A 23,613-nucleotide genomic window follows, 5' to 3' on the forward strand; every position below is an offset into this window, starting at 1 on the left:
AGGCAGGTCGGCCGTATGGGCACCCCCACGCAGGGCGAACAGGGTCTTCGCGGCACTCCGCGTGGAGACCCGGGCGGTCCACCCCTCCCCACACCGCACCCCGGGAAGGGGCTGCCCCCATGGCTTCCTCGACTACCACGGTCACGTCCACCCCGAACCCCTCCGTCCCCGGCCAGACCATCACCTACACCGCGACCGTCGCCTCCGTTCCGCCGGGTGCGTTCACCCCGACCGGTACGGTCACCTTCGTCATCGACGGTGGGACGACGACCGTGGCGGTCGACGCCGCCGGACAGGCCGTCCTCACCGGCGGTCCGCTGGCCGTGGGCTCCCATGCGGTGATCGCCACCTACAGCGGTGACGCCAACCTGGACCCCTCGACGGGCACCACCATCCAGCAGGTCAACCAGGGTGCGACGGCCACCTCCCTGACCGTCTCGCCCAACCCCGCGGTCTGCGGTGAGGCGGTGACCCTGACCGCGTCCGTGGCGGCCGTACCGCCCGCCGCGGGAACGCCGACCGGCACCGTGACCTTCATCATCAGCGCCGACGGACCGGCCCTGACCGCGTCCCTCGACGCCACCGGCCAGGCATCCGTCACGGTCCCCGACCTGGACCTCGGCAGCCATGTGGCGGCGGCCTTCTACGGTGGGGACACCGAGTTTTCCGCGTCCAACTCGCCCCTGGTCCCGGTGACGGTGAACCAGGCGACCTCGACCACCGCCTTCGCCGCCACCCCCGATCCGTCGGTGTGCGGCCAGACGGTGACGCTGTGCGCGACGGTGACCGTGGACGAGCCGGGGACCTGTACGGCCACCGGGACGGTGACCTTCACCGTCCCCGGAGGCCCGACCCTCACCGCGCCGCTCGACGCGACCGGCCAGGCCTGTGTGACGAGCGACGAACTGCCGCTGGGCACCAACACGGTGACCGTCACCTACTCCGGCAACACCGGCGTCGCGGGCTCCACGGGCACCGGTACGGTCACCGTCGACCAGGCCACGTCCTCGATCGCCGTCACGGCGTCGCCGAGCCCCTCCGTATGCGGCGAACCGGTGACCCTCTGCGCGCAGGTGACGGTGGCTCCGCCCAGCGATTGCACCCCGATCGGGAGCGTGACGTTCGTGATCACCGGCGGTCCCACGCTGACGGCGCCGGTCGATGCCACCGGTATGGCGTGCGTGACCACCAGCGCCATCCCCGTGGGCACACAGACCGTGACCGCCACCTATGGGGGCGACTCCGGCATCGCGGGCTCCACGGCCACCACGAGCGCGACGGTGAACCAGGCGGCCTCCACCACCACCGTCACCAGCCCCGCCCCCGGCTCCTGCGGCCAGCCGGTGACGATCTGCGCCCAGGTGACGACCGTCCCGCCCGGCACCTGCCCCCCGACCGGCACGGTGACCTTCGTGGTCTCGGGCGGCCCGACGCTCACGGCCACGGTGGACGGCACCGGTCAGGCGTGCGTGACCACCAGCGCCATCCCCGTCGGCACGCACGTCGTGACCGCCACCTACGCGGGCGACACCGGCGTCACGGGCTCCACGGGCACCGGGACGGTCACCGTCAGCCAGGGCACGTCCACGCTGACGGTCGCGGCGACGCCGAGCCCGTCCGTCTGCGGCGAGGCGGTGACCATCTGCGCCCAGGTGACGGTGGCCGCGCCCAGCACCTGCGTACCGACCGGTGACGTGACGTTCGTGGTCTCGGGCGGTCCGACGCTGACGGCGACCCTGGACGCCACCGGCATGGCGTGCGTGACCACCACGGCGGTGCCGGTCGGCACCCACACGATCACCGCCACCTACGCGGGCGACTCCGGCGTCGGGGGCTCGACGGGCACGGCCCCGCTGGTGGTCAACCCCGCGTCGTCCACCACCACGGTCTCGGTCACGCCCTCCCCGTCGGTCTGCGGCGCATCCGTCCTGCTGTGCGCCCAGGTGACCACCGTGGCGCCCGGCACCTGCCCCCCGACCGGCACGGTGACCTTCGTGATCTCGGGCGGCCCGACGCTCACGGCCACGCTGGGCGCCACCGGTCAGGCCTGCGTCTCCACCACCGCCATCCCCGTCGGCACCCACACGGTGACGGCGACCTACGGGGGAGGCGGCGGCGTCGCGCCCTCCACAGGCAGCGGCACGGCCACCGTCAACCAGGCCACCTCCACGACGGCACTGACGATCTCGCCCAACCCGTCCGTGTGCGGCCAGCCGGTGACGATCTGCGCCCAGGTGACGACCGTCGCGCCGGGCACCTGCACCCCGACCGGAACCGTCACCTTCGTGATCAGCGGCGGTCCCACCCTGACCGGAACGCTCAACGCGAGCGGTCAGGCCTGCGTCACCACCAGCGCGCTGGGCGTGGGAGCGCACACCGTCACGGCCACTTACGGGGGCAGCACGGGCGTCGCGGGATCGACGGCCACCGGCGCCGCCACAGTCAACACGGGGAGCACCACCACCACGCTCACCTCCACCCCCAACCCGTCCGCCCCCGGCCAGACGGTGACCTTCACCGCCACCGTGGCCCCGGTGGCCCCGTCGACCGGCACCCCGACCGGCACCGTCACCTTTGTGATCAGCGGCGGACCGACCCTGACCGGAACGCTCAACGCGGCCGGGCAGACGACCGTGACCACCAACGCGCTCACCACCGGCTCCCACACGGTCACCGCCACCTACAGCGGCGACGGCTGCCACAACTCGTCGACCGCGACCCTCACCCAGACCGTGTCCGGCGCGACGACCACCACGCTGACCGCCACCCCGGCCGTCATCCGGCTGCGGCTCAACGGCCAGCTCGTCATCCCCACCCTCAGCGCCACGCTCAAGGACCAGGCCAACAACCCCGTCCCCGGCCAGACGATCGCCTTCACGGCCAACACCGCGCTGGGTCCGATCGCCCTGGGCAGCGCGGTCACCAACGCGTCCGGTACGGCGACGCTCACCAACGTCATCGTCCCGCCCTCCGTACTGACCGCCAGCACCTACACCGCCACCTTCGCGGGCGGCCCGGGCCTCAGCCCGGCCACCGCGTCGGGCACGCTCACGTTCCAGCCGCTGCCGCTGCTCCCGTAGCGGAACCTGTAGCGGAACCTGGAGCGGCTTCCAGCCGCCCGCGCCGGACCGTTGCCACTGCGGCCCGGCGCGGGTCCATGCGCACAACCGGTGTCACGCCCGGTCAGACCCGCGTCCTATGCTCATCCGTATGAGCGAAGCAGCGCAGCTGGACCCCGAAGACCGCAAGATCATCACGCTGGCCCGCTCCGCGCGGGCCCGCAACGGCGTCGCGGAGGGCGCCGCCGTACGCGACGAGACGGGCCGCACCTACGTCGCGGGCACCGTCGCCCTCGACTCGCTCCAGCTCAGCGCGGTGCGCACCGCCGTCGCGATGGCCGTCGCCAGCGGCGCGAAGTCGCTGGAGGCCGCGGCCGTGGTGACCGAGGCGGAGACCGCCACCGACGAGGACCGCGCGGCCGTCCGCGACCTCGGCGGAGCCGGGACCCCGATCTTGCTGGCCGCCACCGACGGCACCCTGCGCACCACCCTGCCGGTGTGACCGCGGCCGGAGAGGGGGCTGTGGGCGGCTGGTCGGAGCGGGCCGGGGCATCGGGGAGAATAGGGGCCATGACTGCCGGTACCTCCCCGTCCCCGACCGAGCAGCGGGAGACCCCGCACCGCTCGGGTTTCGCCTGCTTCGTCGGTCGCCCCAACGCGGGCAAGTCGACCCTGACCAACGCGCTGGTGGGGACGAAGGTCGCGATCACCTCCAACCGCCCGCAGACCACCCGGCACACCGTGCGCGGCATCGTGCACCGCCCCGACGCACAGCTGGTGCTCGTCGACACCCCCGGTCTGCACAAGCCGCGCACCCTGCTCGGCGAGCGGCTGAACGACGTTGTACGGACCACCTGGTCCGAGGTCGACGTCATCGGCTTCTGCCTGCCCGCCGACCAGAAGCTGGGCCCCGGCGACCGCTTCATCGCGGGTGAGCTGGCCGGGATCAAGAAGACGCCCAAGGTCGCGATCGTCACCAAGACCGACCTGGTCGAGCCCCAGCAGCTCGCCCAGCAGCTCCTGGCCATCGACCGGCTCGGCAAGGAACTCGGCTTCGAGTGGGCCGAGATCGTCCCGGTCTCGGCCGTGGGCGACCAGCAAGTGGGTCTGCTGGCCGATCTGCTCGTCCCGCTGCTCCCCGAGGGCCCGACCCTCTACCCCGAGGGCGACCTCACCGACGAGCCGGAGCAGGTGATGGTCGCCGAGCTGATCCGCGAGGCGGCGCTGGAAGGTGTACGGGACGAGCTGCCGCACTCCATCGCGGTGGTCGTGGAGGAGATGCTGCCGCGCGAGGACCGCCCGGCGGACAAGCCGCTGCTGGACATCCACGCCAACCTCTACATCGAGCGCCCCAGCCAGAAGGGCATCGTCATCGGCCCGAAGGGCCGCCGCCTGAAGGACGTCGGCTCCAAGTCCCGCAAACACATCGAAGCGCTGCTCGGGACGCCGGTCTTCCTCGACCTCCACGTCAAGGTGGCCAAGGACTGGCAGCGCGACCCGAAGCAGCTGCGCCGGCTGGGCTTCTGAGGCGGCTGGGCTTCTGAGGCTGCCGGGCTTTTGACACGGCGGGGCTTCCGAGCCCCCTACGTGCCCTCCTTCAGGACCGTCCGCACCAGCTCGCGCTGGGCCTCGCTGAGGTGCGGGTCCGCGGCGTGGACCGTGCGGCCTTCCACCGTGATCTCGTAGTGGAAGCCGTCCGGGACGCCGCGGGTGGCCGCCGGGGCGCCGGTTTCGACGGCCTGGTGGGCCAGGGCGGCCAGATGGGTGGCGTCGGGCCGTCCGGAGGTGTCCAGATCGGCCCGGCGCTCGATTCCGGCGAATCCGCCGGAGCGGGTCACGGAGATACGCATGAGTCCATCAGTACCCGAGGGTGAGGCTCAGCGCGCGCCCAGGCCCGTGATTCCGACACCTTCCCAGGCCTCCCGCACCGCGTCCCGCTCCTGGCCGTCGCCGTAGCGGGCCTGCGCCGCGGCCACCGTGAGCCGGGCGAAGTCGTCGAACTGCGCGTCCTGGGACAGCTCGCCGCCGGTCAGCACGTCGTACCAGACCCGCCCGGCCTTCTCCCAGGCGTTGCCGCCGAGTGCTGTGGCGGCCAGGTAGAAGGCGTGGTTGGGGATGCCGGAGTTGATGTGGACGCCGCCGTTGTCGCGCGAGGTGCGCACGTAGTCGTCCATCGTGCCCGGCTGCGGGTCCTTGCCGAGGACGTCGTCGTCGTACGCCGTGCCGGGGGCCTTCATCGAGCGCAGGGCCACGCCGGTGACCCGCTCCGCCAGCAGCCCGGCCCCGATCAGCCAGTCGGCCTGGTCGGCGCTCTGGCCCAGCGCGTACTGCTTGACGAGCGAGCCGAAGACGTCGGACATCGACTCGTTGAGCGCCCCGGACTGGCCGAAGTACTCCAGGTTGGCGGTGTACTGGGTGACGCCGTGGGTCAGTTCGTGGGCCATGACGTCGATGGGGATGGTGAAGTCGAGGAAGATCTCGTTGTCCCCGTCGCCGAAGACCATCTGCTCGCCGTTCCAGAAGGCGTTGTTGTAGTCCTCGCTGTAGTGGACGCTCGCGTTCAGCGCCAGGCCCGCGTCGTCGATCGAGTGGCGGCCGTAGACCTTGAGGAACAGCTCGAAGGTCGCGCCCAGGCCGTTGTAGGCGCGGGTCACCGAGTCGTCCGAGGTCGCCGTGTCGCCCTCGCCGCGCACCTTCTTGCCCGGCAGCGCGTCCTGGTGCTGGGAGTCGTAGATCGTGCGCTTCGGCCGGTCGGAGAGCGCGCCCTCCGCGGTGGGGGCCGCGATCCCGCGGACGGTGGTGATCCGGCGGCGGGTGCGCTCCAGGGCGTCCCGCTCCAGCGTGCGGCGGGCGGGGTCGGCGAGGGCGGAGTCCTCGTGCTGGGAGAGCTTGTCGAGGACATGCGGCGGCACGATCGTGCAGAAGACACCGCGGCCGCGGGAGTTCGCGTTGACATCCATCCAGGCAATGTCGCACCGCGTCCATTACTTGTCACGCCTTGCGGTCATGATTGATGAAATCGAGTGGTTGATAGCCATTCCTCCGTACGGGAGGCCATGGTCCGCATAGTGATACGGGGCCACGCGCCGCACACGTCTTCCGTTAGGCTGCTCGGCATCATGCGTTTCGGGCTGCTTCTCCTTAGCTGCCGCGGCGAGGGCCTGTAGTCGTAGGCCGACCCCCTCCCCGCGGAGTTCGGTGTTGCGGTGATTACGCCCCGTCGGCCGCCCCATGGACGTTCGTCCCAGCGGACACCACGAGCGGATCTCAGAGGAGCCCACGCATCATGAGCACGTCCGACAATCCCGGTCAGCGCGCCGTAGGCCGCCCCACCCCCATCACCGCCGCGAACGTCACCCAGCGGCCCTCGGGTATGCCGATCCACAAGTACGGCCCGTACGAGGCCGTCGAGATCCCCGACCGCACCTGGCCGGACAACCGGATCACCGCCGCGCCGCGCTGGCTCTCCACCGACCTGCGGGACGGCAACCAGGCGCTGATCGACCCGATGTCCCCGGTGCGCAAGCGTGAGATGTTCGACCTGCTGGTCCGCATCGGATACAAGGAGATCGAGGTCGGCTTCCCCTCCTCCGGCTCGACCGACTTCGACTTCGTACGGTCGATCATCGAGGAGGGCGCGATCCCCGAGGACGTGACGATCTCCGTCCTCACCCAGGCCCGCGAAGAGCTGATCGAGCGCACCGTCGAGTCGCTGCGCGGCGCGCACAAGGCCACCGTGCACCTGTACAACGCCACCGCGCCCACCTTCCGCCGTGTCGTCTTCCGCGGCACCCGTGAGCAGGTCAAGCAGATCGCGGTGGACGGCACCCGGCTGGTCGTCGAGTACGCCGACAAGATCCTGGGCGACGACACGGTCTTCGGCTACCAGTACAGCCCCGAGATCTTCACCGACACCGAGCTGGACTTCGCGCTGGAGGTCTGCGAGGGCGTCATGGACGTCTGGCAGCCCGAGGCCGGCCGCGAGATCATCCTCAACCTGCCCGCGACCGTCGAGCGCTCGACGCCGTCGACCCACGCGGACCGGTTCGAGTGGATGTCGCGGAACCTGTCCCGCCGTGAGCACATCTGCCTGTCCGTGCACCCGCACAACGACCGCGGTACGGCCGTCGCCGCCGCCGAGCTGGCGATCATGGCCGGGGCGGACCGTATCGAGGGCTGTCTGTTCGGGCAGGGCGAGCGCACCGGCAACGTCGACCTGGTGACCCTGGGCATGAACCTGTTCTCCCAGGGCGTCGACCCGCAGATCGACTTCTCGCAGATCGACGAGGTCCGCCGCACCGCCGAGTACTGCAACCAGATGCAGATCCACCCGCGCCACCCCTACGCGGGCGACCTGGTCTACACCGCCTTCTCCGGCTCCCACCAGGACGCCATCAAGAAGGGCTTCGAGGCGATGGAGGCCGGGGCGGCCGAGCAGGGCAAGACGGTCGACGACATCGAGTGGGCCGTCCCGTACCTGCCCATCGACCCCAAGGACGTCGGCCGCTCCTACGAGGCCGTCATCCGGGTCAACTCCCAGTCCGGCAAGGGCGGTATCGCCTATGTCCTGCGGAACGACCACAACCTGGATCTGCCGCGCCGCATGCAGATCGAGTTCTCCAAGACGATTCAGGCCAAGACCGACGCCGACGGCGGCGAGGTCACCCCGGCCCAGATCTGGGCGACCTTCCAGGACGAGTACCTGCCGACGGAGGACAACCAGTGGGGTCGGATCGCGCTGCGCACCGCCCAGACGTCCACCACCAGTGAGGGCACCGACGCGCTCACCGTGGAGGCCGTCGTGGACGGCGCCGAGACCGTCCTGACCGGCTCCGGCAACGGCCCGCTGGCCGCCTTCTTCGACGCCCTGGGCTCCATCGGCGTCGACGTACGGCTGCTGGACTACTCCGAGCACACCCTGAGCGAGGGCGCGGCCGCGCAGGCCGCCGCGTACATCGAATGCGCGATCGACGGGAAGGTGCTGTGGGGTGTCGGTGTCGACGCCAACATCGTGCGCGCCTCCCTCAAGGCCGTCGTCTCCGCGGTCAACCGCGCGGGGCGGTAAACGCCCGCTGAGCCTGTCACCCACAAGGGGCCCCGTTCACCGCGCGAGGTGGGCGGGGCCTCGGGTTTGGCCTGTTGTCTCCGTTCGGGGTACTGACGGCGCATCATAGATGTGGCTAGCATCACGTCAACGCGGCAACGTGGCCGAAGCGTTATGGAGGTGTGACGTGGTGCTCGCGCGAGCCCGCCGTGACCGGGACCTGTGTGTGCTAGGCGTCCGCACTCTGTGGCGGACCATCGGCGATGGTGAGTTCTTCTGCCCCGACTGCGGAGGCGACCGCAACTACCGCCGCCGCACCGGCCGCCGCCGCATCGTGGTGCTCGGCCTGCCGCTGCTGCCCCGCGGGCCGGTCGCGCCAGTCGTCGAATGCGCCGCCTGTGCCACCCGGTTCGGCACCGAAGCCCTGGACCACCCCACCACTGTCCGCTTCTCCGCGATGCTGCGCGACGCCGTGCACACCGTCGCCCTCGCGGTCCTGGCCGCGGGCGGCACGGAGGCCACGGCGGTACGGCAGGTCGCGGTCGGCGCCGTGCGCGCCGCCGGGTTCGCCGACTGCGACGAGGGCCAGCTCCTCGCGCTCATCGAAGCGCTCGCCGCCGACACCGGCCGCCTCCCCGGCGCCGTCACCGGCGAGCGCGACGGCCTCGACCCGTGCGGTACGGCGCTCGCCATCGAACTGCACGAGGCCCTGGAGCCCCTGGCCCCCCACCTCGCCCCCACCGGCCGCGAAGCGATCCTCCTCCAGGGCGCCCGTATCGCCGTCGCCGACGGCCCCTACCGCCCGGCCGAACGCGCGGTCCTCGAAACGGTCGGCCGCGCCCTCATGATCTGCCCCGACGACACGGCCCGCCTCCTGGCCGCGACCCGCGCCGCGTTCTAGACGGCCCGGGCCGCAGGGCGAGCCGGGCCGCCGGGCCGTCGTCTCCATGGGCGTGACCGCCTGTCGCGCCGTCAATCCTTGGCGGGTGCGCCCCAGTCCGTCCGGTACGCCGACCAGTCCGCGTCCGTCGCGGCGAAGTCCACGTAGAGGGCCACTCCGAACCGCTTCCGGGTGCGGTCCTCGCGGCTGAGGCCGAGGCGGGTGCCGCGGACGGCGGCGGGGACCGTTTCGGCCCAGGCGTGGCGGCCGAGGTTGTTGGTGTGGTACCCGGGGAGGCCCATGAGGAGGTCGGTTCCGGGTGGGGTGGCTTCGAGGGCGAGTGCGGTCTGCTGGGCCACGTAGCCGCCGTACAGGCTCTCCAGCGGCGTCGACGTGTCGTACGACATGACCGCGATCTGGTCGACCCGTCGCGCCACCTGCCCGAAGAACGCCTGCGACCACCACTTGGGGTGGCCGGTGAAGAAGTCCGCCACCGAGTGCAGCGCGGGCAGCGGGTCGATCTGGTGGGCGGCGACCGAGAGCGGGGCGCGGCGGGCGCGGGTGAGGGTGTGCAGGTCGTCGAGGAGGGTGAGGTAGTCGCGGTCGCCGGAGTGCAGCGGCTCCAGGTCGAAGTGGACGCCGTCGAAGCCCGCGTCCAGCACCTGGCGGGCGGAGCGCACCACCTGGACCCGGCTGCGCGGGTCGGTGAGGCGGAGCCCGGTCGGGCCCTCGGTGGCCAGGACGTCACCGAGCCACGCCTGTACGCGTACGCCGGGCAGTTCGCGGCGGACGGCCTTCAGCAGCCACCCGGCGCGCGGGTAGAGCTTCGCGGGCAGGGTGCCGTCGTGCCGCAGCGGGCCCGTGTGGACGTACAGGTCGCGGATGCCGGTGCCGCGTATCCGGCGGGCCAGGGTGGCCAGTTCGGCGTCGCCGTTGCGGCCGTCCACCCAGGCGTGGCCGAGCCACACCGCGTCCCGGCCCCGGGTCCGGGTTCCGGGCTCCGGGTCGCCCGCGTAATTCAGCCGCAGGGCGATCCCGGCGGCGAGCAGGGACAGCACCAGGCACCCCGCGAGGGCGGCCACGACGCGTTTGGGCCACCTCAGCCGGGGGTGCGACCAGAGGCGTGCCAGGGCGGCGCGGGCCCGTCGGAGCCGGGAGCCGTCCGTGGCCGGGGTCTGGGGTATCGCGGGTTCGGTCACGGACGGGAGCGTAGCGAGCGCCGTACGGACGCCGTCGGCCGTACGGCGCGGCTACAGCTGTGCCCGGGGCCCGGTCCTACGACTTGTCGGTCGGGATCTCCTTGATCTCGGCCGTGGGCGCGTTCTTCTTGACCGACTCCACGCCTTTCTGGGCCGCGGACTTGGAGTCATACGATTCGCCGACCGCGATGATCTCGCCGTTGCCCGCCTTCAGGCGGAAGCGGTGCTTGCCGCGCTTGTCCTCGTAGATCTCGAACTTGCCCGCCATGTGATGCCACCTCCACGGCTCGTCTCAACCCCCTCGAACCACCGTAAATCGGGCCTCGCGCCCTCGCATCAGGGGCGCTCAGGGGTGCTCAGGGTGACCGGGAGTGGGCTCGGGCGCGGGCTCGGGTGCGGGTGCCCCGAACATCTCCCGGCAGGCATCCAGCCCCCGCACCTCGACCGGGACCGTGCGCCGCTCCTCCCAGGCCGCGCGGTCCAGCCGCAGCCGCTGGAGCGTCCGGGCCTCGCCCCGTACGGCGAGCGTCTCCAGGCCGTCGGGGCGGTAGCCGAGGCGGCGCGAGACGCCGAGCGAGCGCCCGTTCTCCATGAACGCGCCCGACGTCACGCTGCGCGCCCCCAGCCCGGCGAACGCCAGATGGGCCACGGCCGCGCGCATCTCCGTGCCGAAGCCCTGCCCCTGGTGGGCGATGCCCAGCCAGGAGCCGGTCTCCGCCTCCCGGGTCACCGCGAAGTCGGTCGCGGAGACGTCCTGCCGTCCGATCACCGTGCCCTCGTGCAGCACGGCGAGGCTCAGCGTCCAGTCCTCCGGCCGCCACTCCGCGATCGTCCGCAGGACGTGCTGGAACGTCGCCCGGCCGCGTTCCTCCGGGGCGGTGTCGGTCCACGGCGCGCTGAACGGCATCTCCGCCGGGTCGTGCACCCCGCCCGCGGCGACGGCGGCCAGCTCATCGGTCCGGGAGATGCCGGGAAGCCTCAGCTCGAGGCGTGGGGTGTGGAGGCGGAGCCCGTAGAGGGGCCAGTGATGGGGGTCCATGGCGAGAGGTTGCCGGAGCCGCCGGGGCCGCGTCGAACCAATTACCGCCGCCGGGTAGTCAACCAGGGTTGACGCTCGCCCTTTCGTCAACGTACATTGACAGACATGACCGAAGCAACGGATCTCGCCGCACGCGCCGGCGACCGGGACCCCCGCGTCGGACTGCGCGCCGTCGCCGCGCTGCGCCGGCTGCTGGAGCAGCTGGAGGCCGTACAGGTGCGCAGCGCCCGCGCCAAGGGCTGGTCGTGGCAGGAGATCGCGGCCGAGCTGGGCGTCAGCCGTCAGGCCGTTCACAAGAAGCATGGGAGGCGTTGATGTTCGAGAGGTTCACCACCAGTGCCCGCGAGGCCGTCCGCGAGGCCGTCCGGCGGGCGGACGAGACGGGCGGCGCCACGGTCGGCGAGCCCGAGCTGCTGCTCGCGCTCCTGGACCGTACGGATACTCCCGCCGCCCACGTCCTGACCACCCTGGGCGCCACCGCACGGCGCGCCTCGATCGAACGCGCCCTGGCCGACGTCCGCCGCCGCGGCGGCATCTCGCCCGCGGACGCGGAGGCGCTGGCGGGGCTCGGCATCGACGTGGACGCGGTCGTCTCCCGCGTGGAGGAGGAACACGGCGTCGGCGCCCTGGCCACCCCGCGCCGCCGTCGCCGCTCCCGCGCCCGTTTCGACCCCGAGGCCAAGTCGGTCCTCGAACGATCGCTGCGGATCGCGCTCGGCCGCGGCGACAAGCACATCGGCGACGAACACCTCCTGCTCGCCCTCCTCGCCCGCCCGGGCGCCGCCGCGAACGTCCTCGCCGATCACGACGTGACGTACGTCCGGGCCGAACGGGCCCTCGCCACCCGCGCCCGGGCGAGCTGACCGGGCCGCGCTCCTCGTAGAAGTTCCGTACCAGGGGCTCCGCGGCACACAAATGGGTTGCCCCGGGTGCGATTCGCCGCGCATCCTGTGCCGATGCTGATCCGACGAGAAACCTCCTCCGACATCGCGGACGTACGCGACGTCACGGCGGCCGCGTTCGGGAAGTCGGAGGCCGTGGTCCCGGTCGAGGTCACCCTCCTCCAGGAACTCCGTTCCTGCGACGCCTGGTTATCGGCCCTGTCGTTCGTCGCGGCCGACGACCGCGGCGAGGTGATCGGTCATGTGGTGTGCACCCGGGGCCACGTCGGCCCCGATCTCGCCCTCGGGCTCGGCCCCCTCAGCGTCCACCCCGCGCACCAGCGCCGGGGCGTGGGCCTGGCGCTGATGCACGCGATACTGGGCGCGGCGGACGCCTTCGGCGAATCCCTGGTCGCGCTCCTCGGCAGCCCCGCGTACTACGGCCGCTTCGGCTTCCGCCCCGCGACCGCGTACGGCATCACGGCCCCCGACCCGGCCTGGGGCGACTACTTCCAGGCCCGCCCCCTGACCGCCTATCAACCCACCCTCAAGGGGCCCTTCGCCTACGCCGACCCCTTCGACCGTGTCTGATCCGTGGGCAGGAACGCGGACATGACGAGCTGGGCGACGTACGGGCTCTCGGCGCCGGTCAGTTCCGTGGGGTTGACCGAGTAGGCGATGCGGCGGCTGAGGTCACGGGTGGCGAACATGCCGCTGGTGTAGCCGGGGCGGGAGCCGGTCTTGCCCCAGATCTCCCGGCCGTCCTGCCTGAATCTCATCAGCCCCATGCTGAAGCAGGCCCTGTTCCGCGCCGGGTCGGGGTTCTGCGCGCAGTTCTTGTTCTGGACGTTGGGCACGTCCGGCACGGTGAAGAGCAGCTTCTGCTGAGCGGGCGGCAGCAGACGGCCCCGGAAGAGCGCGGTCATGAAGCGGTCCAGATCGGCGGCGGTGGAGATCATGCCGCCCTCGGCCCACGGCCAGGCCGCCTGCTCGGTGACGTCGGCCCGACGGCTGCCGCCGTCCGCCCCGGTGACCGTGAGATAGCCGTGGGAGTGCGGCCCGGGCAGCCGGGCGTCGCCGACGTCGGGGACGTAGGTGTGGCGCAGCCCGAGCGGCCGGGTGATCCGGGACCGTACCTCCTCGGCGAACGAGCGCCCGGTGACCTTCTCGACGATCAGCCCGGCGACGAAGGTGTTGACCCCGTTGTACGTCTGGGCGCTTCCGGGCGCGTACATCGGGTCGTTGTCGCCGACGAGCGTCTTGACGATGTGCTCGATGGGCCAGCTCTCGAAGCGGTGGTCCACGAACCACTGGCTCGTCCCGTCGCCCCAGAACTCCTCGCCGCCCTTCGCCGGAAGTCCGCTGGTGTGGTTGAGCAGCTGACCGATGGTCACCTTGTCGAACGCGCCGGGCAGCAGGCCGGGCAGATGGTCCTTGACGTAGTCGTCCACGCTCAGCCGGTGCTCGGCGGCCAGCTGGAGCACCACGGCCGAGGTGAACACCTTGGAGGCGCTGCCGATCCGGAACGAGCCGTTCGACGGTACGGGCTCCCCGGTCCGCAGATTGCCGACCCCTGATGTCCCGGCCCACCGCCCGTCCTCGCCGGAGACCAGCGCGAGCGCCCCGCTGACCTGGTGCTTCGGCAGCTCGTCCAGCGCCTCCTGGAGCGCCTTCGGGTTCAGCGGAGGCGTCAGGGCCCGGTGCGTGGGTGCGGGTGCGGGTGCGGGCGCCGTGGTGGCCGCGGTGGCCGTCGCCGGGGCGGCGGCCCCGGCCGATACGGCGGCCAGCAGTGCGGTGGCTGTCGCGAGGGCTCTCCACGAGGTACGGCGTAAGGAGGTACGGCGTAAGGACGGATTCACGTCGGGATGCTCCAGGGGGCTCATGACCGGCCGGTCGTTCCGGCGTGATCGACTCTGCCGAAGCGGCGCCCCCGCGGCCTCCGGCAGAACCCTGGCCCGCCCCGGGTGCGCCCCCGACGCAACCCTGACCGAGGGGGCTGCCCCCACTCCGGGCCGGTGGTTCGCCGGATGGGCTACGGCGTGGGCGTGCGGCGATTGTTGCGGCATGACACACGGCGAAGGCATGACACACGGCGAAGGAATGAATCTTCACGCCGGGCGTACGCTCGCCCGCCGCACGCTGCTGGCCGGTGCGGCGGTGGCCGGTGCGGGGGTGGCGTGGGGGAGTGCGGGGGAAGCGGCCGCTGCCGCCGGGAAGCCGCCGGTGACGCAGCGGACGGTGGACGCCGAGGTGGCGCGCCTGGAGCGCGGGCTGATCGCGCTGCGACGGGGCATCCACCGGCACCCCGAGCCGCCCGGGCAGGAGCGGCGCACCGCCGGGGTGGTGGCCCGGGAGCTGCGGGCGGCCGGGCTGGCCGTGACCACGGGGGTGGGCGGCCACGGCGTGGTCGGTGTCCTGCGGGGCGCGCGCCCGGGCCGGACGGTGGCGTACCGGGCGGACATGGACGCGGTGCCGCCCCAGGACATCATCGGGGGCGGCCCGGCGACGGCCCACCTCTGCGGGCACGACGTCCACACCACGGTGGGCATCGGCGTCGCGCGGGTCCTGGCGCGGCTGCGGCAGCAGCTGCGCGGAACGGTGGTGTTCCTCTTCCAGCCCGCCGAGGAGTCTCTGTCCGGGGCCCGCGCGATGATCGACGCGGGCGTACTGGAGCGCACCGGTGCCGAGGAGATCCACGCGCTGCACTGCGGGCCGTTCCCCGTCGGCCGGTTCGCCACTACCGCGGGCTACGGGCTGCCGGGCCAGGACAAGGCGGAGGTGACGCTTCCGGGGCCGGACGCGCCCGAGGCCGCGGCGCGCCTGGCCGCCGAGATCTCCGCGCTCGCCACGGTGGCCCAGCCGCAGACACCGGACGACCTGGAGCGGCTGGTCGCCGACGCCCAGGTGCCGGGCGGGCCGCTGGCCCGCTTCGTGGCCGTCCGGGCGAGCGCGCGGGACGACACGGTGAGCGTGTCCTACCGCTGCTGGCCGGAGGGGCGGTATCGGGAGGTACGCGCGGACATCCGGCGGCTGGCCGCTCCGTACGCCGTGGACTTTCCCGCCGAGCCGTTCCCCGCCGTGGTCTGCCCGGAACGCGACGGCCGCGGGCTCGCCCGCCATCTGCGCCGCTCGGTCGGCCGGGGCGCGGTGGCCGAGCTGCGGGCCGCGTTCCCGCCCTTCAGCGGCGAGGACTTCGCCCTCTACCTGGACCGCGTCCCCGGTACGTACACCTTCCTCGGCGTCCGCACCCCCGGCGCCCCCGTCACCACCGCCTACCCGCACTTTCCCGACTTCGCCCCGGACGAGCGCGCCATCGGCCTCGGTGTACGGGCGATGGCAGGCTGGATCACGGAGCGGACCCTGCCCGGCCGGTGGTGAAGTAGTGGCCGTCTTCGAGCTCGGCGAGCAAGCCGGGGTGGACCGGCTCCCAGCCCAGCAGCTGCCGGGTGCCCGCGCTGGACATCGTGATGTCGAAGGTGATGAACGGGAAGGCCGCGAAGTGGTCGGCGGTCTGCTCGGCGGGGATGCTCACGGCCGGGACGTTCAGGTGGCGGCCGATGGTCTCGGCGATCTCGCGCACCGTGATGCCCTCTTCGGCCGCGGCGTACAGCTGTGAGCCGCCCGGGGCCTTCTCCAGCGCCAGCCGGTAGAGGCGGCCGACGTCGAGGGCGTGCCCGGCGGGCCAGCGGTTGGCGCCGTCGCCGACGTAGCCGGACACGCCCGTGTCGCGGGCGATCTCGATCAGCCTGGGGATGAAGCCGCTCCTGTCCCGCGTGCTGTGGGTGACCGGCGGGATCGCGACGAGTACGGTCCGGACGTCGCGTTCCGCGAACCCGGCGATCTCGCGCGCGACGGCGGAGCGGGGGTTCGCGTCGATCGCCGCGTCGCGCTTCGCGTCGCCGGTGTGCGTCAGGCCGACACCGATGAGGGTCTTGCCGGTGCCCGCCAGCGCGTCGCCGAACGTCCGCACCACGGCCAGGTCGGCGGCCGCCGCGTCGGCGAAGCCGCGGTGCGACAGGGCGTCGTGGTTGAACGCGAGGTGGATGACCGCGTCCGCGCCGGCCGCGGCCTCGCGCAGACCGTCCGGGTCGGCGAGGTCGCCACGGCGCACCTCCGCGCCCATGGCGGTGACGGCGGCGGCCGAGGTATCGGACCGGGCCAGGCCGGTGACCTCGTGTCCGGCCCGGATCAGTTCGGGCAGCACAGCCGATCCGATGTGGCCGCTCGCGCCGGTGACGAATACGCGCATGAGGAACTCTCCCGGGGCTGGGCGATGTGACTCGGTACCGTCACCATAGCCGATCTGACGGTACCAAGTAACATCACTTATGCTGTGCGCATGGCTCGATGGGAACCGAACGCGCGGGAACGGCTGGTGCGTGCCGCACTCGACCTGTTCGCCGAACAGGGCTACGACGCCACCACCGTCAACGAGATCGCCGATCGGGCTGGTCTCACGAAGACCACCTTCTTCCGGCACTTCCCCGACAAGCGGGAGGTGCTGTTCGCGGGCCAGGGCGCCCACAGCCGACTCCTCGCCGACGCGATCACCGCGGCGCCCGTCTCGGCCACGCCGCTCGAAGCGGTCGGCGCGGCCCTCGACGCCATCACGGCCACCTTCACGGACGAGCGCCGCGAGTTCAGCGCCAGGCTCCGCCCGGTCATCGCCGGAAACAGCGAACTGCAGGAGCGTGCCGCCTTCAAGCGCGCCGGACTCGCCGGAGCCATGGCGGACGCGCTCCGCCGGCGCGGAGTACGGGAACCGACCGCGAGCCTCGCCGCCGAATTCGGCGTCCGCGCCTTCTACGACGCCTTCGACGAGTGGGCCGATCCGGCCAACCAGCGGACCTGCGCCGAACTCGCACGCCACGCACTGGATGAACTCCGGGCGGCGGCTGCTGCGCTCGACGGCCAGCCCTAGCCGCTGGTCCTTGGTCCCTGGTCTCTAGCCCCTGGCCCCTGGCCCCTGGCCCCCGGTCCCTAGTCCCGGAAGGAGCCGTCCGCCCGGCGTGCGTGCCGGGACAGCAGGTGTTTGCACTGGGGGCAGTGCCGCCGGAAGCCCCTCTTGATCAGATAGCTGATGCCGATCGTGCACACGTGCATCAGTCCCACGGCCGCGTTCTCCAGCACCCGCCCCAGCCATGACTTCGTACACCGCTCGCAGTCCCGGCAACCAGTCGCCATGGCACACCCTCCGGTGTCGCTTCTTCGCAGGTCAGCTGTGCGCCGACCCGCCCCGTGGTATCCAGTGTGCGCAACACTCCCGCCCCCGGCCCGGGTTGTGACCGGACCACGCCCGGCCCAGCACAGGGCTGTGACATCGGGGCGGGGGAAAGGGGGTGTCCGTGCGTACGGTCGGGTAGTGGTCACGGGCGGTCGACGCGCCACCCCGGAAGTGGCGAGTGTGACGCACGCCACTAAGTCGTGGCGCCCGTGTGCGCCCCCTCCCGGTTTACGCCTCAACTCGCCCCGGAACGCCCGTCGGACGGCCCCCCGGAGCCCCTTCGCGGGGCTTCCGTGCCGCCACCCCGCCGTCATGGGTGGGCACCGTCACATGGAGAACGATCGGCTGTCGCGTGGCCGGTTTGTAGCGTCGTTCCATGGACGACTCGATCACCCCCTCGCACAATCGTGCCCTCGCGCAGAGCGGTGCCGGGAACTGGATGTTCCTGCTCGAGGCAGCCCGCGATATCCGCACCACCGGGGCCCTCGCCCCCAGCGGCCGGGCGCTGGCCCACGCGCTGACCGAGCCGGTGCGATCTCAGGCGGGGCGGCGGCTGAACGTCCTGGAGGCGGGCGCCGGTACCGGGTCGGTCACCCGCTCCCTCATCCCCCAGCTCCCGGCGGGCAGCCGCCTGGACATCGTCGAGGCCAATCCCCGCTTCACCGACCGGCTGCGCCACCTCATCGGCACCCACCCGGACCTGGCCGGACACCCCGGTCAGGCCCGGGTGCACCACGCGTACGTCGAGGAGCTGGACATAGGCCGCCGCTACGACGCGATCATCTCCGGTCTGCCCTTCGCCAACTTCGACCCCCACCAGGTGGAAGCGATCATGGGCCGGTATCTGGAGCTGCTGCGCCCCGGCGGTCTGCTGACTTACTTCGCCTACCGCGGCACCCGGCAGGCCCGCACCCTGATGGCGCTGGCCTCCCGCACCCAGGCACGGCGCCACCGGGCCTCCGAGGAGGTGCTGGCCGACTACCAGCGCCACTACGCCACCGGCTGCAGCGCGGTGTGGGCCAACCTGCCCCCGGCCCACGTCTGGCAGCTCCAGCGCCCCGCGGACACGGTTTCGGGGGCGAACCGGACCTCCGCCGGAGCCGCGGTCGCCCGATAGCCCGGTCGGCGCCAACTCCCGCGTCATACTGGCCCGATGACGCTCACCGAGCCGGAGCGCCGCCTCCGGGAAGCGTTCGCGACCGGTGCCAAGGTGGACGTACGAAGCGCCGCGACACCGCAGGAGCCCGAGGGCCCTGAGGACCCCGAGGCGGACGGCCCCGGCTGGGGCCCCGAGCGCACCGTACGGGCCGAGGTCATCCGTTCCCTGCTGCTCGGCAGCGCCGACACCAGGCCGGGCGAGACCCCCGTCGTCCACCTCGTCGGCGCCCGGGTGACGGGGCGGCTGCGGCTGGTCTTCGCGGAGGTGTGCTGCGTACTGCGGCTGGAGAAGTGCTGGTTCGAGGAGCCGCCCCAGCTGTACGGGGCCACGCTGCACGTCACCGGTTTCGGCGGCTCGTATCTGCCCGGCCTCGCGGTCAACGCGGTGACGGTGGCGGGCAACTTCGACCTGATGAAGGCCCGCATCCGGGGCCCGGTCAACCTGGCCGACACCCGCATCGACGGCAATCTGCTCCTCCAGGGCGCACACATCTCCCACCCCGGCGGTGTGGCACTCGACGGCTCCCGGCTGGACGTCGGCAGCGGCATCGTCGGCCGGGACGGATTCCACGCCGAGGGCGCGGTCGTGCTGACGGCCGCCACCGTCGCCCGGGCCGTCAGCTTCCGGGACGCCACGATCCGGCACCCCGCCGCTCACGCGGTGGACGCCCGGCACATCCGGACCGGGGAGCTGGACCTGCGGACCGCGCGGGTGGAGGGCACCGTCGATCTGCGCCACGGCCGCCTCGACGTATGGCACCTCCCGACCGACGCGTCCGCCCCCGTCCACCTCGACGGCCTCGTCTACCAGACCCTGGAACCCCACCTGCCCGTCGCCCGCTGCCTGGCCCTCGTCGAGCGCGACCCCGACGGATACCGGCCGCAGCCGTACGCGCAGCTCGCCGCCACGTACCAGTCCATCGGCCCACGACGACGACGCGCGCGGCGTCCTGCTCGCGAAGCAACGCCACCGCCGCGCCACCCTCCGCCCGCTCGGCCGGGCCTGGGGCCATCTGCTCGACGCGACGGTCGGCTACGGCTACCGCCCCTGGCTCGCCGGGCTCTGGCTCACCGCCCTCACCCTGCTCGGCACGGCGGTCTTCGGCGCCGCCCACCCGAAGCCGGTCAAGCCGGGGGAGGGCGCCCCGTTCAGCCCGCTCGTCTACGCGCTCGACCTGCTGATCCCCATCGGCGGCCTGGGCCAGCGCAACGCCTGGTACTGGCCGTCGGAGCCCGTCCAATGGCCCGCCTACGCGCTGATCGCGGCGGGCTGGCTGCTGACGACGGCCGTCGTCGCGGGCGTGACGCGAGTGCTGAACACCTGACGTCCAGTCCCGGGCGCCGCCGGGCTCTGCGCCCCGAGCTCCAGCAACTCGCCCTCGACCTGCTCGCGGACGCCGCGCGCTGAGCGGAGGTACACGAGAGCGGCGAACCTGCCAGGGCGGGCGACTGGACCACCTGTCCCGCTGAGGGACAATGAGCCGCATGAGTCTGTTCCGCGACGACGGCATCGTGCTGCGCACCCAGAAGCTGGGTGAGGCGGACCGGATCATCACCCTGCTCACCCGTAACCATGGCCGCGTCCGGGCCGTGGCCCGGGGCGTGCGCCGTACGAAGTCGAAGTTCGGGGCGCGTCTCGAACCGTTCTCGCACGTGGACGTGCAGTTCTTCGCCCGCGGCGGCGAGCTGATCGGCCGCGGGCTGCCGCTGTGCACACAGAGTGAGACGATCGCTCCGTACGGCGGCGGCATCGTCACCGACTACGCCCGCTACACCGCCGGGACGGCCATGCTGGAGACGGCCGAGCGGTTCACCGACCATGAGGGCGAGCCCGCCGTACAGCAGTATCTGCTCCTCGTCGGCGGGCTGCGTACCCTGGCCTCCGGGGAGCACGAGCCGCATCTCATCCTGGACGCGTTTCTGCTCCGCTCACTCGCCGTGAACGGCTACGCACCGAGCTTCGACAGCTGCGCGAAGTGCGGGATGCCCGGTCCGAACCGGTTCTTCTCGGTCGGCGCGGGCGGCGTCATCTGCGGGGAGTGCCGGGTACCCGGAAGCGTCGTACCCTCTGCGGAGTCGCTGACGCTGCTGGGCGCGCTGCTGACCGGCGACTGGGAGACGGCGGACGCCTGCGAGCCGCGCCACGTCCGGGAGGGCAGCGGGCTCGTCGCGGCGTATTTGCACTGGCACCTGGAGCGGGGCCTGAGATCGCTCCGGTACGTAGAGAAGTAACGAACACCGCAGGACACAAGGAGACGCGAGACCCATGGCACGACGCGGGATTCTGGGCCGACAGCGGCGCGACTACCGGGCCCCGGACCCGCACCCGTCCGGCGCCCGCCCGCCGAAGATCCCCGCCGAGCTGGTGCCGAACCACGTGGCCTGCGTGATGGACGGAAACGGCCGCTGGGCCAAGGAGCGCGGGCTGCCGCGCACGGAGGGCCACAAGGTCGGCGAGGCCGTCGTGCTGGACGTCCTCAAGGGCTGTCTGGAGATGGGCGTCAAGAACCTCTCCCTCTACGCCTTCTCCACGGAGAACTGGAAGCGCTCGCCCGACGAGGTGCGCTTCCTGATGAACTTCAACCGTGACGTCATCCGCCGCCGCCGCGACGAGATGGACGAGCTGGGCATCCGCATCCGCTGGGTGGGCCGGATGCCGAAGCTGTGGAAGTCGGTGGCCCAGGAGCTCCAGGTCGCGCAGGAGCAGACCAAGGACAACGACGCCATGACCCTGTACTTCTGCATGAACTACGGCGGCCGCGCGGAGATCGCGGACGCGGCGCAGGCGCTGGCGCGCGACGTCCAGGCGGGCAAGCTCGACCCGTCCAAGGTGAACGAGAAGACGCTCGCCAAGTACCTCTACTTCCCCGACATGCCGGACGTCGACCTCTTCCTCCGCCCCTCGGGCGAGCAGCGCACGTCGAACTACCTGATCTGGCAGAGCGCGTACGCCGAGATGGTCTACCAGGACGTGCTGTGGCCGGACTTCGACCGCCGCGACCTGTGGCGCGCCTGCCTGGAATACGCCTCCCGCGACCGCCGCTTCGGCGGCGCGATCCCGAACGAGGACCAGCTGAAGAAGGAGGACGGCTCACGGCCGGCATGAGGGTCTTCCGGCAGGTCCGGGCCGGGGCCGCTCTGTTCAGCCCCTGGTCCGGGCGCTAGTGTGGCTGCCCAGTAGCGGGTCGATTTCGCTCCGTGTCGTGCGACAGGATGCCCTGTGGCTCTTCCCCCCACCACGGACCACCAGGCCTGGCCGGAACGAGCACTGCTGTCGCTCCCCCAGCTACCGCTGGGCGGTACCCCCTAGGACATCGAACATGCAATTCCCCCCGTCCGAGTTGGCATCCCTGGCCGTTGAACCGCTGATGACCCGGGATTTCGAGACCCGGCCCGGGTCGGTCTACGCCCGATTGCGGGGCCGGTACGGCCCGGTGGCTCCCGTGGATCTGCACGGGGTCCCGGTGTGGCTGGTTCTCGGCTACCGCGAGGTGTGGGAGGTCCTGCGGGACGAGAGCACATGGAAGAAGAACGTCCAGCACTGGCGGTTGCTGCGTGAGGGCGGGGTGCCGTCCGACTGGCCGCATCTGCCTGCCTATCAGGTCAGCCATCTGCTGCTGAGCGACGATCAGGAGCGCAAGGCGACGCGCGCTGCCGTGGACGACGCGCTCGGTCCCTTCCAGGACACTCAGGCGCCGCAGTCCTGGGAGATGCAGAAGGCCATCTCCCGGCACGCCGACGAGCTGATCACGTTCTTCGCGGACGGCAGCGACAGCGGATGGGTGGACCTGGGCGCACAGTTCGCGCGTCCGCTGCCGCTGATGGTCGTCAACCGGCTGTTCGGCTTCCCGATCGACCAGGGCGACGACGTCTTCATGGACTCGTGGCGGATGGTGGACGGTGGCCCGGACGCCGGTGCGGCCGTCGGGCGGCTGGTGGCGGCGACGACCGAGCTGGCCGCGTACAAGCGGGAGAACCCGGGCGACGACCTGACCACCCGGCTGCTCGCCACCGACCCTCCACTGACGGTGGAACAGATCGGCCTCGAGCTGTACGCGATCCTCGTCATCGTGTCCGAGCTGGTCAGCCACGCCATCACCAACAGTGTGCTGGAGGTGCTGGACGGAGAGGTGGGGACGCACGCGGCCCTCATGGCGGGCCCCACCGAAGAGCTCGTCAACCGCGTGCACATCGCCTCGCCCCCGTGGGTCAACCTCACCGCCCGCTACCCGGTGGCCGACACCGACCTGGGGGACTTCCGGCTCGCCGCGGGCGACATGGTCATCCCCTCGATCGCCGCCGCGCACGGCGACCCGCTGTTCACGACGACCAACAGCTATGAGCGGTCGACCAGCTCGCGCGCCCATCTGGCCTGGGGCACGGGGCCGCACCAGTGCCCGGGGCGGGAACTCGCGGACATGATCGTGACCACGGCGGTAGGCAGGCTGTTCGAGCGCTGCGACTTCGAACTGGGGCTGCCCGCCGACCAGTTGCCGTGGCGCTCGTCGACGTACGTACGAGGTCTGAAGTCCTTCCCGGTCCGGTTCCGGATGCGCGCCCGGGCCGCGGCGGCCCCGACCCCCGGGCTCCCCGCGCTCGCGCCCGCCCCGGCCTCCGGACTGCCCGCACCGGCCCCCGAGCCCGCGACCGCCCCCGGCCGGCCGACACGGCCCCGCTCCGCGCTCTGGCGGCTCCTGGCGAGCCTGCGCCGGGGGTAGGCGGGCGGCGCACTCTTTGCTCGGCGCGGCCCCCACTACGGGGTCATGCTCAACGGGTTCGGCTTCGTGTCGACGTTCACCGGCGAGCAGATAGTGAGCAGACCTCGCCGCGCGGCGCCGAGCGCGGGCGGGCCTGCTCGACTGGTGGGCCCCGGTACGGGCGTACTGGCCCGGGGCCGTCCCCACGCCCCGCTTGGCAGAGTGCGTACACCGAGATGGTGTATCAGGACGTGCTGTGGCCCGACTTCGACCGCCGCGACCTGTGGCGCGCCTGCCTGGAATACGTTCCCGCGACCGCCGCTTCGGCGGGGCGATCCCGGAGCGCCTGCCCTGTCTCGCCTGAACCGCCCGGGGCACACCGGCGTCCACAGCTTCATACGGAGCATGGAACCTACGTGCGACCATACGCGC

23 protein-coding genes and 1 pseudogene are annotated in these 23,613 nt (G+C 72.2%); 16 read left to right on the top strand and 8 right to left on the bottom strand.

Going from position 1 to position 23,613, the window contains the following annotated elements; genetic code table 11:
• Positions 1–119 precede the first annotated feature (119 nt).
• The 3 genes from ABZ370_RS07575 to era all read left to right on the top strand — a co-directional run bounded on the left by ABZ370_RS07575 (position 120) and on the right by era (position 4,586).
• Positions 120–3,080, top strand: coding sequence for an Ig-like domain-containing protein (locus tag ABZ370_RS07575; RefSeq protein ID WP_358617823.1), 2,961 nt, complete (start codon positions 120–122; stop codon positions 3,078–3,080).
• Positions 3,081–3,210: 130 nt separating this feature from the next.
• On the top strand, positions 3,211–3,561 hold the full coding sequence (locus tag ABZ370_RS07580) for a cytidine deaminase (RefSeq protein ID WP_358617826.1): 351 nt from the start codon (positions 3,211–3,213) through the stop codon (positions 3,559–3,561).
• Positions 3,562–3,629: 68 nt separating this feature from the next.
• Complete coding sequence (era, locus tag ABZ370_RS07585) at positions 3,630–4,586, top strand: GTPase Era (protein ID WP_358617829.1); 957 nt, start codon at positions 3,630–3,632, stop codon at positions 4,584–4,586.
• Between the two features lie 56 nt (positions 4,587–4,642).
• Here era and ABZ370_RS07590 read toward each other — a convergent pair whose 3' ends face one another.
• Both ABZ370_RS07590 and ABZ370_RS07595 read right to left on the bottom strand, forming a co-directional pair.
• Positions 4,643–4,909, bottom strand: coding sequence for a protealysin inhibitor emfourin (locus ABZ370_RS07590; RefSeq protein WP_358617831.1), 267 nt, complete (start codon positions 4,907–4,909; stop codon positions 4,643–4,645).
• Positions 4,910–4,936: 27 nt separating this feature from the next.
• The gene (locus ABZ370_RS07595; RefSeq protein ID WP_358617833.1) at positions 4,937–6,019 is read right to left on the bottom strand and encodes a M4 family metallopeptidase; all 1,083 of its coding nucleotides are present in this window, start codon (positions 6,017–6,019) and stop codon (positions 4,937–4,939) included.
• 326 nt (positions 6,020–6,345) lie between these two features.
• Between ABZ370_RS07595 and leuA the strand changes: the two genes are divergently transcribed.
• Both leuA and ABZ370_RS07605 read left to right on the top strand, forming a co-directional pair.
• The gene (gene leuA, locus ABZ370_RS07600; RefSeq protein ID WP_358617836.1) at positions 6,346–8,124 is read left to right on the top strand and encodes a 2-isopropylmalate synthase; all 1,779 of its coding nucleotides are present in this window, start codon (positions 6,346–6,348) and stop codon (positions 8,122–8,124) included.
• Between the two features lie 166 nt (positions 8,125–8,290).
• Positions 8,291–9,004 (top strand): TerB family tellurite resistance protein, encoded by a 714-nt coding sequence (locus ABZ370_RS07605; RefSeq protein ID WP_358617838.1) that lies wholly within the window; start codon positions 8,291–8,293, stop codon positions 9,002–9,004.
• A 71-nt stretch (positions 9,005–9,075) separates the two neighbouring features.
• Here the strand turns inward: ABZ370_RS07605 and ABZ370_RS07610 are convergent, their stop codons facing one another.
• The 3 genes from ABZ370_RS07610 to ABZ370_RS07620 form a co-directional block, all read right to left on the bottom strand.
• Entirely contained in the window at positions 9,076–10,182 is a 1,107-nt protein-coding gene (locus tag ABZ370_RS07610; protein ID WP_358617841.1) for a hypothetical protein, read from the bottom strand.
• A gap of 76 nt (positions 10,183–10,258) precedes the next feature.
• Entirely contained in the window at positions 10,259–10,450 is a 192-nt protein-coding gene (locus tag ABZ370_RS07615) for a YegP family protein (RefSeq protein WP_358617843.1), read from the bottom strand.
• 78 nt (positions 10,451–10,528) lie between these two features.
• Positions 10,529–11,221 (bottom strand): GNAT family protein, encoded by a 693-nt coding sequence (locus ABZ370_RS07620; protein ID WP_358617845.1) that lies wholly within the window; start codon positions 11,219–11,221, stop codon positions 10,529–10,531.
• 105 nt (positions 11,222–11,326) lie between these two features.
• On the opposite strand from ABZ370_RS07620, the gene ABZ370_RS07625 reads away from it, so the two are divergent.
• From ABZ370_RS07625 to ABZ370_RS07635, 3 genes are all read left to right on the top strand, one after another.
• Positions 11,327–11,536, top strand: coding sequence for a helix-turn-helix domain-containing protein (locus ABZ370_RS07625; RefSeq protein WP_055553048.1), 210 nt, complete (start codon positions 11,327–11,329; stop codon positions 11,534–11,536).
• A complete protein-coding gene (locus ABZ370_RS07630) occupies positions 11,536–12,084 on the top strand; it encodes a Clp protease N-terminal domain-containing protein (RefSeq protein ID WP_358617849.1) in 549 nt (182 codons plus the stop codon). Before ABZ370_RS07625 ends, ABZ370_RS07630 begins: the two co-directional genes overlap by 1 nt.
• 93 nt (positions 12,085–12,177) lie before the next feature.
• On the top strand, positions 12,178–12,693 hold the full coding sequence (locus tag ABZ370_RS07635) for an N-acetyltransferase (protein ID WP_358617852.1): 516 nt from the start codon (positions 12,178–12,180) through the stop codon (positions 12,691–12,693).
• On the opposite strand, the gene ABZ370_RS07640 is transcribed toward ABZ370_RS07635, so the two are convergent.
• Complete coding sequence (locus ABZ370_RS07640; RefSeq protein WP_358617855.1) at positions 12,666–13,961, bottom strand: serine hydrolase domain-containing protein; 1,296 nt, start codon at positions 13,959–13,961, stop codon at positions 12,666–12,668. The genes ABZ370_RS07635 and ABZ370_RS07640 overlap by 28 nt on opposite strands.
• 241 nt (positions 13,962–14,202) lie before the next feature.
• Here ABZ370_RS07640 and ABZ370_RS07645 point away from each other — a divergent pair, with 241 nt between their 5' ends.
• Complete coding sequence (locus ABZ370_RS07645; RefSeq protein WP_358617858.1) at positions 14,203–15,480, top strand: M20/M25/M40 family metallo-hydrolase; 1,278 nt, start codon at positions 14,203–14,205, stop codon at positions 15,478–15,480.
• Here the strand turns inward: ABZ370_RS07645 and ABZ370_RS07650 are convergent.
• Entirely contained in the window at positions 15,449–16,351 is a 903-nt protein-coding gene (locus ABZ370_RS07650) for an SDR family oxidoreductase (protein ID WP_358617861.1), read from the bottom strand. The two genes, ABZ370_RS07645 and ABZ370_RS07650, sit on opposite strands and share 32 nt — an antisense overlap.
• A 90-nt stretch (positions 16,352–16,441) precedes the next feature.
• Between ABZ370_RS07650 and ABZ370_RS07655 the strand changes: the two genes are divergently transcribed.
• Positions 16,442–17,023 (top strand): helix-turn-helix domain-containing protein, encoded by a 582-nt coding sequence (locus ABZ370_RS07655; protein WP_358617864.1) that lies wholly within the window; start codon positions 16,442–16,444, stop codon positions 17,021–17,023.
• Positions 17,024–17,082: 59 nt separating this feature from the next.
• Here the strand turns inward: ABZ370_RS07655 and ABZ370_RS07660 are convergent, their stop codons facing one another.
• On the bottom strand, positions 17,083–17,286 hold the full coding sequence (locus ABZ370_RS07660) for a hypothetical protein (protein ID WP_358617867.1): 204 nt from the start codon (positions 17,284–17,286) through the stop codon (positions 17,083–17,085).
• Positions 17,287–17,702: 416 nt separating this feature from the next.
• Between ABZ370_RS07660 and ABZ370_RS07665 the strand changes: the two genes are divergently transcribed.
• The 6 genes and pseudogenes from ABZ370_RS07665 to ABZ370_RS07690 form a co-directional block, all read left to right on the top strand.
• Positions 17,703–18,443: a methyltransferase domain-containing protein gene (locus ABZ370_RS07665; RefSeq protein WP_358617870.1), complete on the top strand. Its 741-nt coding sequence runs from the start codon at positions 17,703–17,705 to the stop codon at positions 18,441–18,443.
• Positions 18,444–18,479: 36 nt separating this feature from the next.
• On the top strand, positions 18,480–19,892 hold the full coding sequence (locus tag ABZ370_RS07670) for a hypothetical protein (protein ID WP_358617873.1): 1,413 nt from the start codon (positions 18,480–18,482) through the stop codon (positions 19,890–19,892).
• A gap of 77 nt (positions 19,893–19,969) precedes the next feature.
• A complete protein-coding gene (gene recO, locus ABZ370_RS07675) occupies positions 19,970–20,716 on the top strand; it encodes a DNA repair protein RecO (RefSeq protein ID WP_358617876.1) in 747 nt (248 codons plus the stop codon).
• Between the two features lie 34 nt (positions 20,717–20,750).
• Positions 20,751–21,590, top strand: coding sequence for an isoprenyl transferase (locus ABZ370_RS07680; RefSeq protein WP_358617879.1), 840 nt, complete (start codon positions 20,751–20,753; stop codon positions 21,588–21,590).
• Between the two features lie 214 nt (positions 21,591–21,804).
• A complete protein-coding gene (locus ABZ370_RS07685; RefSeq protein WP_358617882.1) occupies positions 21,805–23,202 on the top strand; it encodes a cytochrome P450 in 1,398 nt (465 codons plus the stop codon).
• A 194-nt stretch (positions 23,203–23,396) separates the two neighbouring features.
• A pseudogene (locus ABZ370_RS07690) lies at positions 23,397–23,545 on the top strand (undecaprenyl diphosphate synthase family protein); the annotation flags it as partial.
• Positions 23,546–23,613: the final 68 nt, after the last annotated feature.

Source organism: Streptomyces sp. NPDC005962 (genome assembly GCF_040629205.1).
GTDB lineage: Bacteria > Actinomycetota > Actinomycetes > Streptomycetales > Streptomycetaceae > Streptomyces.

Excerpts from the sequence above, each read along its gene's own strand:
- ABZ370_RS07575 (WP_358617823.1), top strand. The coding sequence starts at position 120 with ATGGCTTCCTCGACTACCACGGTCACGTCCACCCCGAACCCCTCCGTC.
- ABZ370_RS07580 (WP_358617826.1), top strand. The coding sequence starts at position 3,211 with ATGAGCGAAGCAGCGCAGCTGGACCCCGAAGACCGCAAGATCATCACG.
- era (WP_358617829.1), top strand. The coding sequence starts at position 3,630 with ATGACTGCCGGTACCTCCCCGTCCCCGACCGAGCAGCGGGAGACCCCG.
- ABZ370_RS07590 (WP_358617831.1), bottom strand. The coding sequence starts at position 4,909 with ATGCGTATCTCCGTGACCCGCTCCGGCGGATTCGCCGGAATCGAGCGC.
- ABZ370_RS07595 (WP_358617833.1), bottom strand. The coding sequence starts at position 6,019 with ATGGATGTCAACGCGAACTCCCGCGGCCGCGGTGTCTTCTGCACGATC.
- leuA (WP_358617836.1), top strand. The coding sequence starts at position 6,346 with ATGAGCACGTCCGACAATCCCGGTCAGCGCGCCGTAGGCCGCCCCACC.
- ABZ370_RS07615 (WP_358617843.1), bottom strand. The coding sequence starts at position 10,450 with ATGGCGGGCAAGTTCGAGATCTACGAGGACAAGCGCGGCAAGCACCGC.
- ABZ370_RS07620 (WP_358617845.1), bottom strand. The coding sequence starts at position 11,221 with ATGGACCCCCATCACTGGCCCCTCTACGGGCTCCGCCTCCACACCCCA.
- ABZ370_RS07625 (WP_055553048.1), top strand. The coding sequence starts at position 11,327 with ATGACCGAAGCAACGGATCTCGCCGCACGCGCCGGCGACCGGGACCCC.
- ABZ370_RS07630 (WP_358617849.1), top strand. The coding sequence starts at position 11,536 with ATGTTCGAGAGGTTCACCACCAGTGCCCGCGAGGCCGTCCGCGAGGCC.
- ABZ370_RS07635 (WP_358617852.1), top strand. The coding sequence starts at position 12,178 with ATGCTGATCCGACGAGAAACCTCCTCCGACATCGCGGACGTACGCGAC.
- ABZ370_RS07645 (WP_358617858.1), top strand. The coding sequence starts at position 14,203 with ATGAATCTTCACGCCGGGCGTACGCTCGCCCGCCGCACGCTGCTGGCC.
- ABZ370_RS07650 (WP_358617861.1), bottom strand. The coding sequence starts at position 16,351 with ATGCGCGTATTCGTCACCGGCGCGAGCGGCCACATCGGATCGGCTGTG.
- ABZ370_RS07655 (WP_358617864.1), top strand. The coding sequence starts at position 16,442 with ATGGCTCGATGGGAACCGAACGCGCGGGAACGGCTGGTGCGTGCCGCA.
- ABZ370_RS07660 (WP_358617867.1), bottom strand. The coding sequence starts at position 17,286 with ATGGCGACTGGTTGCCGGGACTGCGAGCGGTGTACGAAGTCATGGCTG.
- ABZ370_RS07665 (WP_358617870.1), top strand. The coding sequence starts at position 17,703 with ATGGACGACTCGATCACCCCCTCGCACAATCGTGCCCTCGCGCAGAGC.
- ABZ370_RS07670 (WP_358617873.1), top strand. The coding sequence starts at position 18,480 with ATGACGCTCACCGAGCCGGAGCGCCGCCTCCGGGAAGCGTTCGCGACC.
- recO (WP_358617876.1), top strand. The coding sequence starts at position 19,970 with ATGAGTCTGTTCCGCGACGACGGCATCGTGCTGCGCACCCAGAAGCTG.
- ABZ370_RS07680 (WP_358617879.1), top strand. The coding sequence starts at position 20,751 with ATGGCACGACGCGGGATTCTGGGCCGACAGCGGCGCGACTACCGGGCC.
- ABZ370_RS07685 (WP_358617882.1), top strand. The coding sequence starts at position 21,805 with ATGCAATTCCCCCCGTCCGAGTTGGCATCCCTGGCCGTTGAACCGCTG.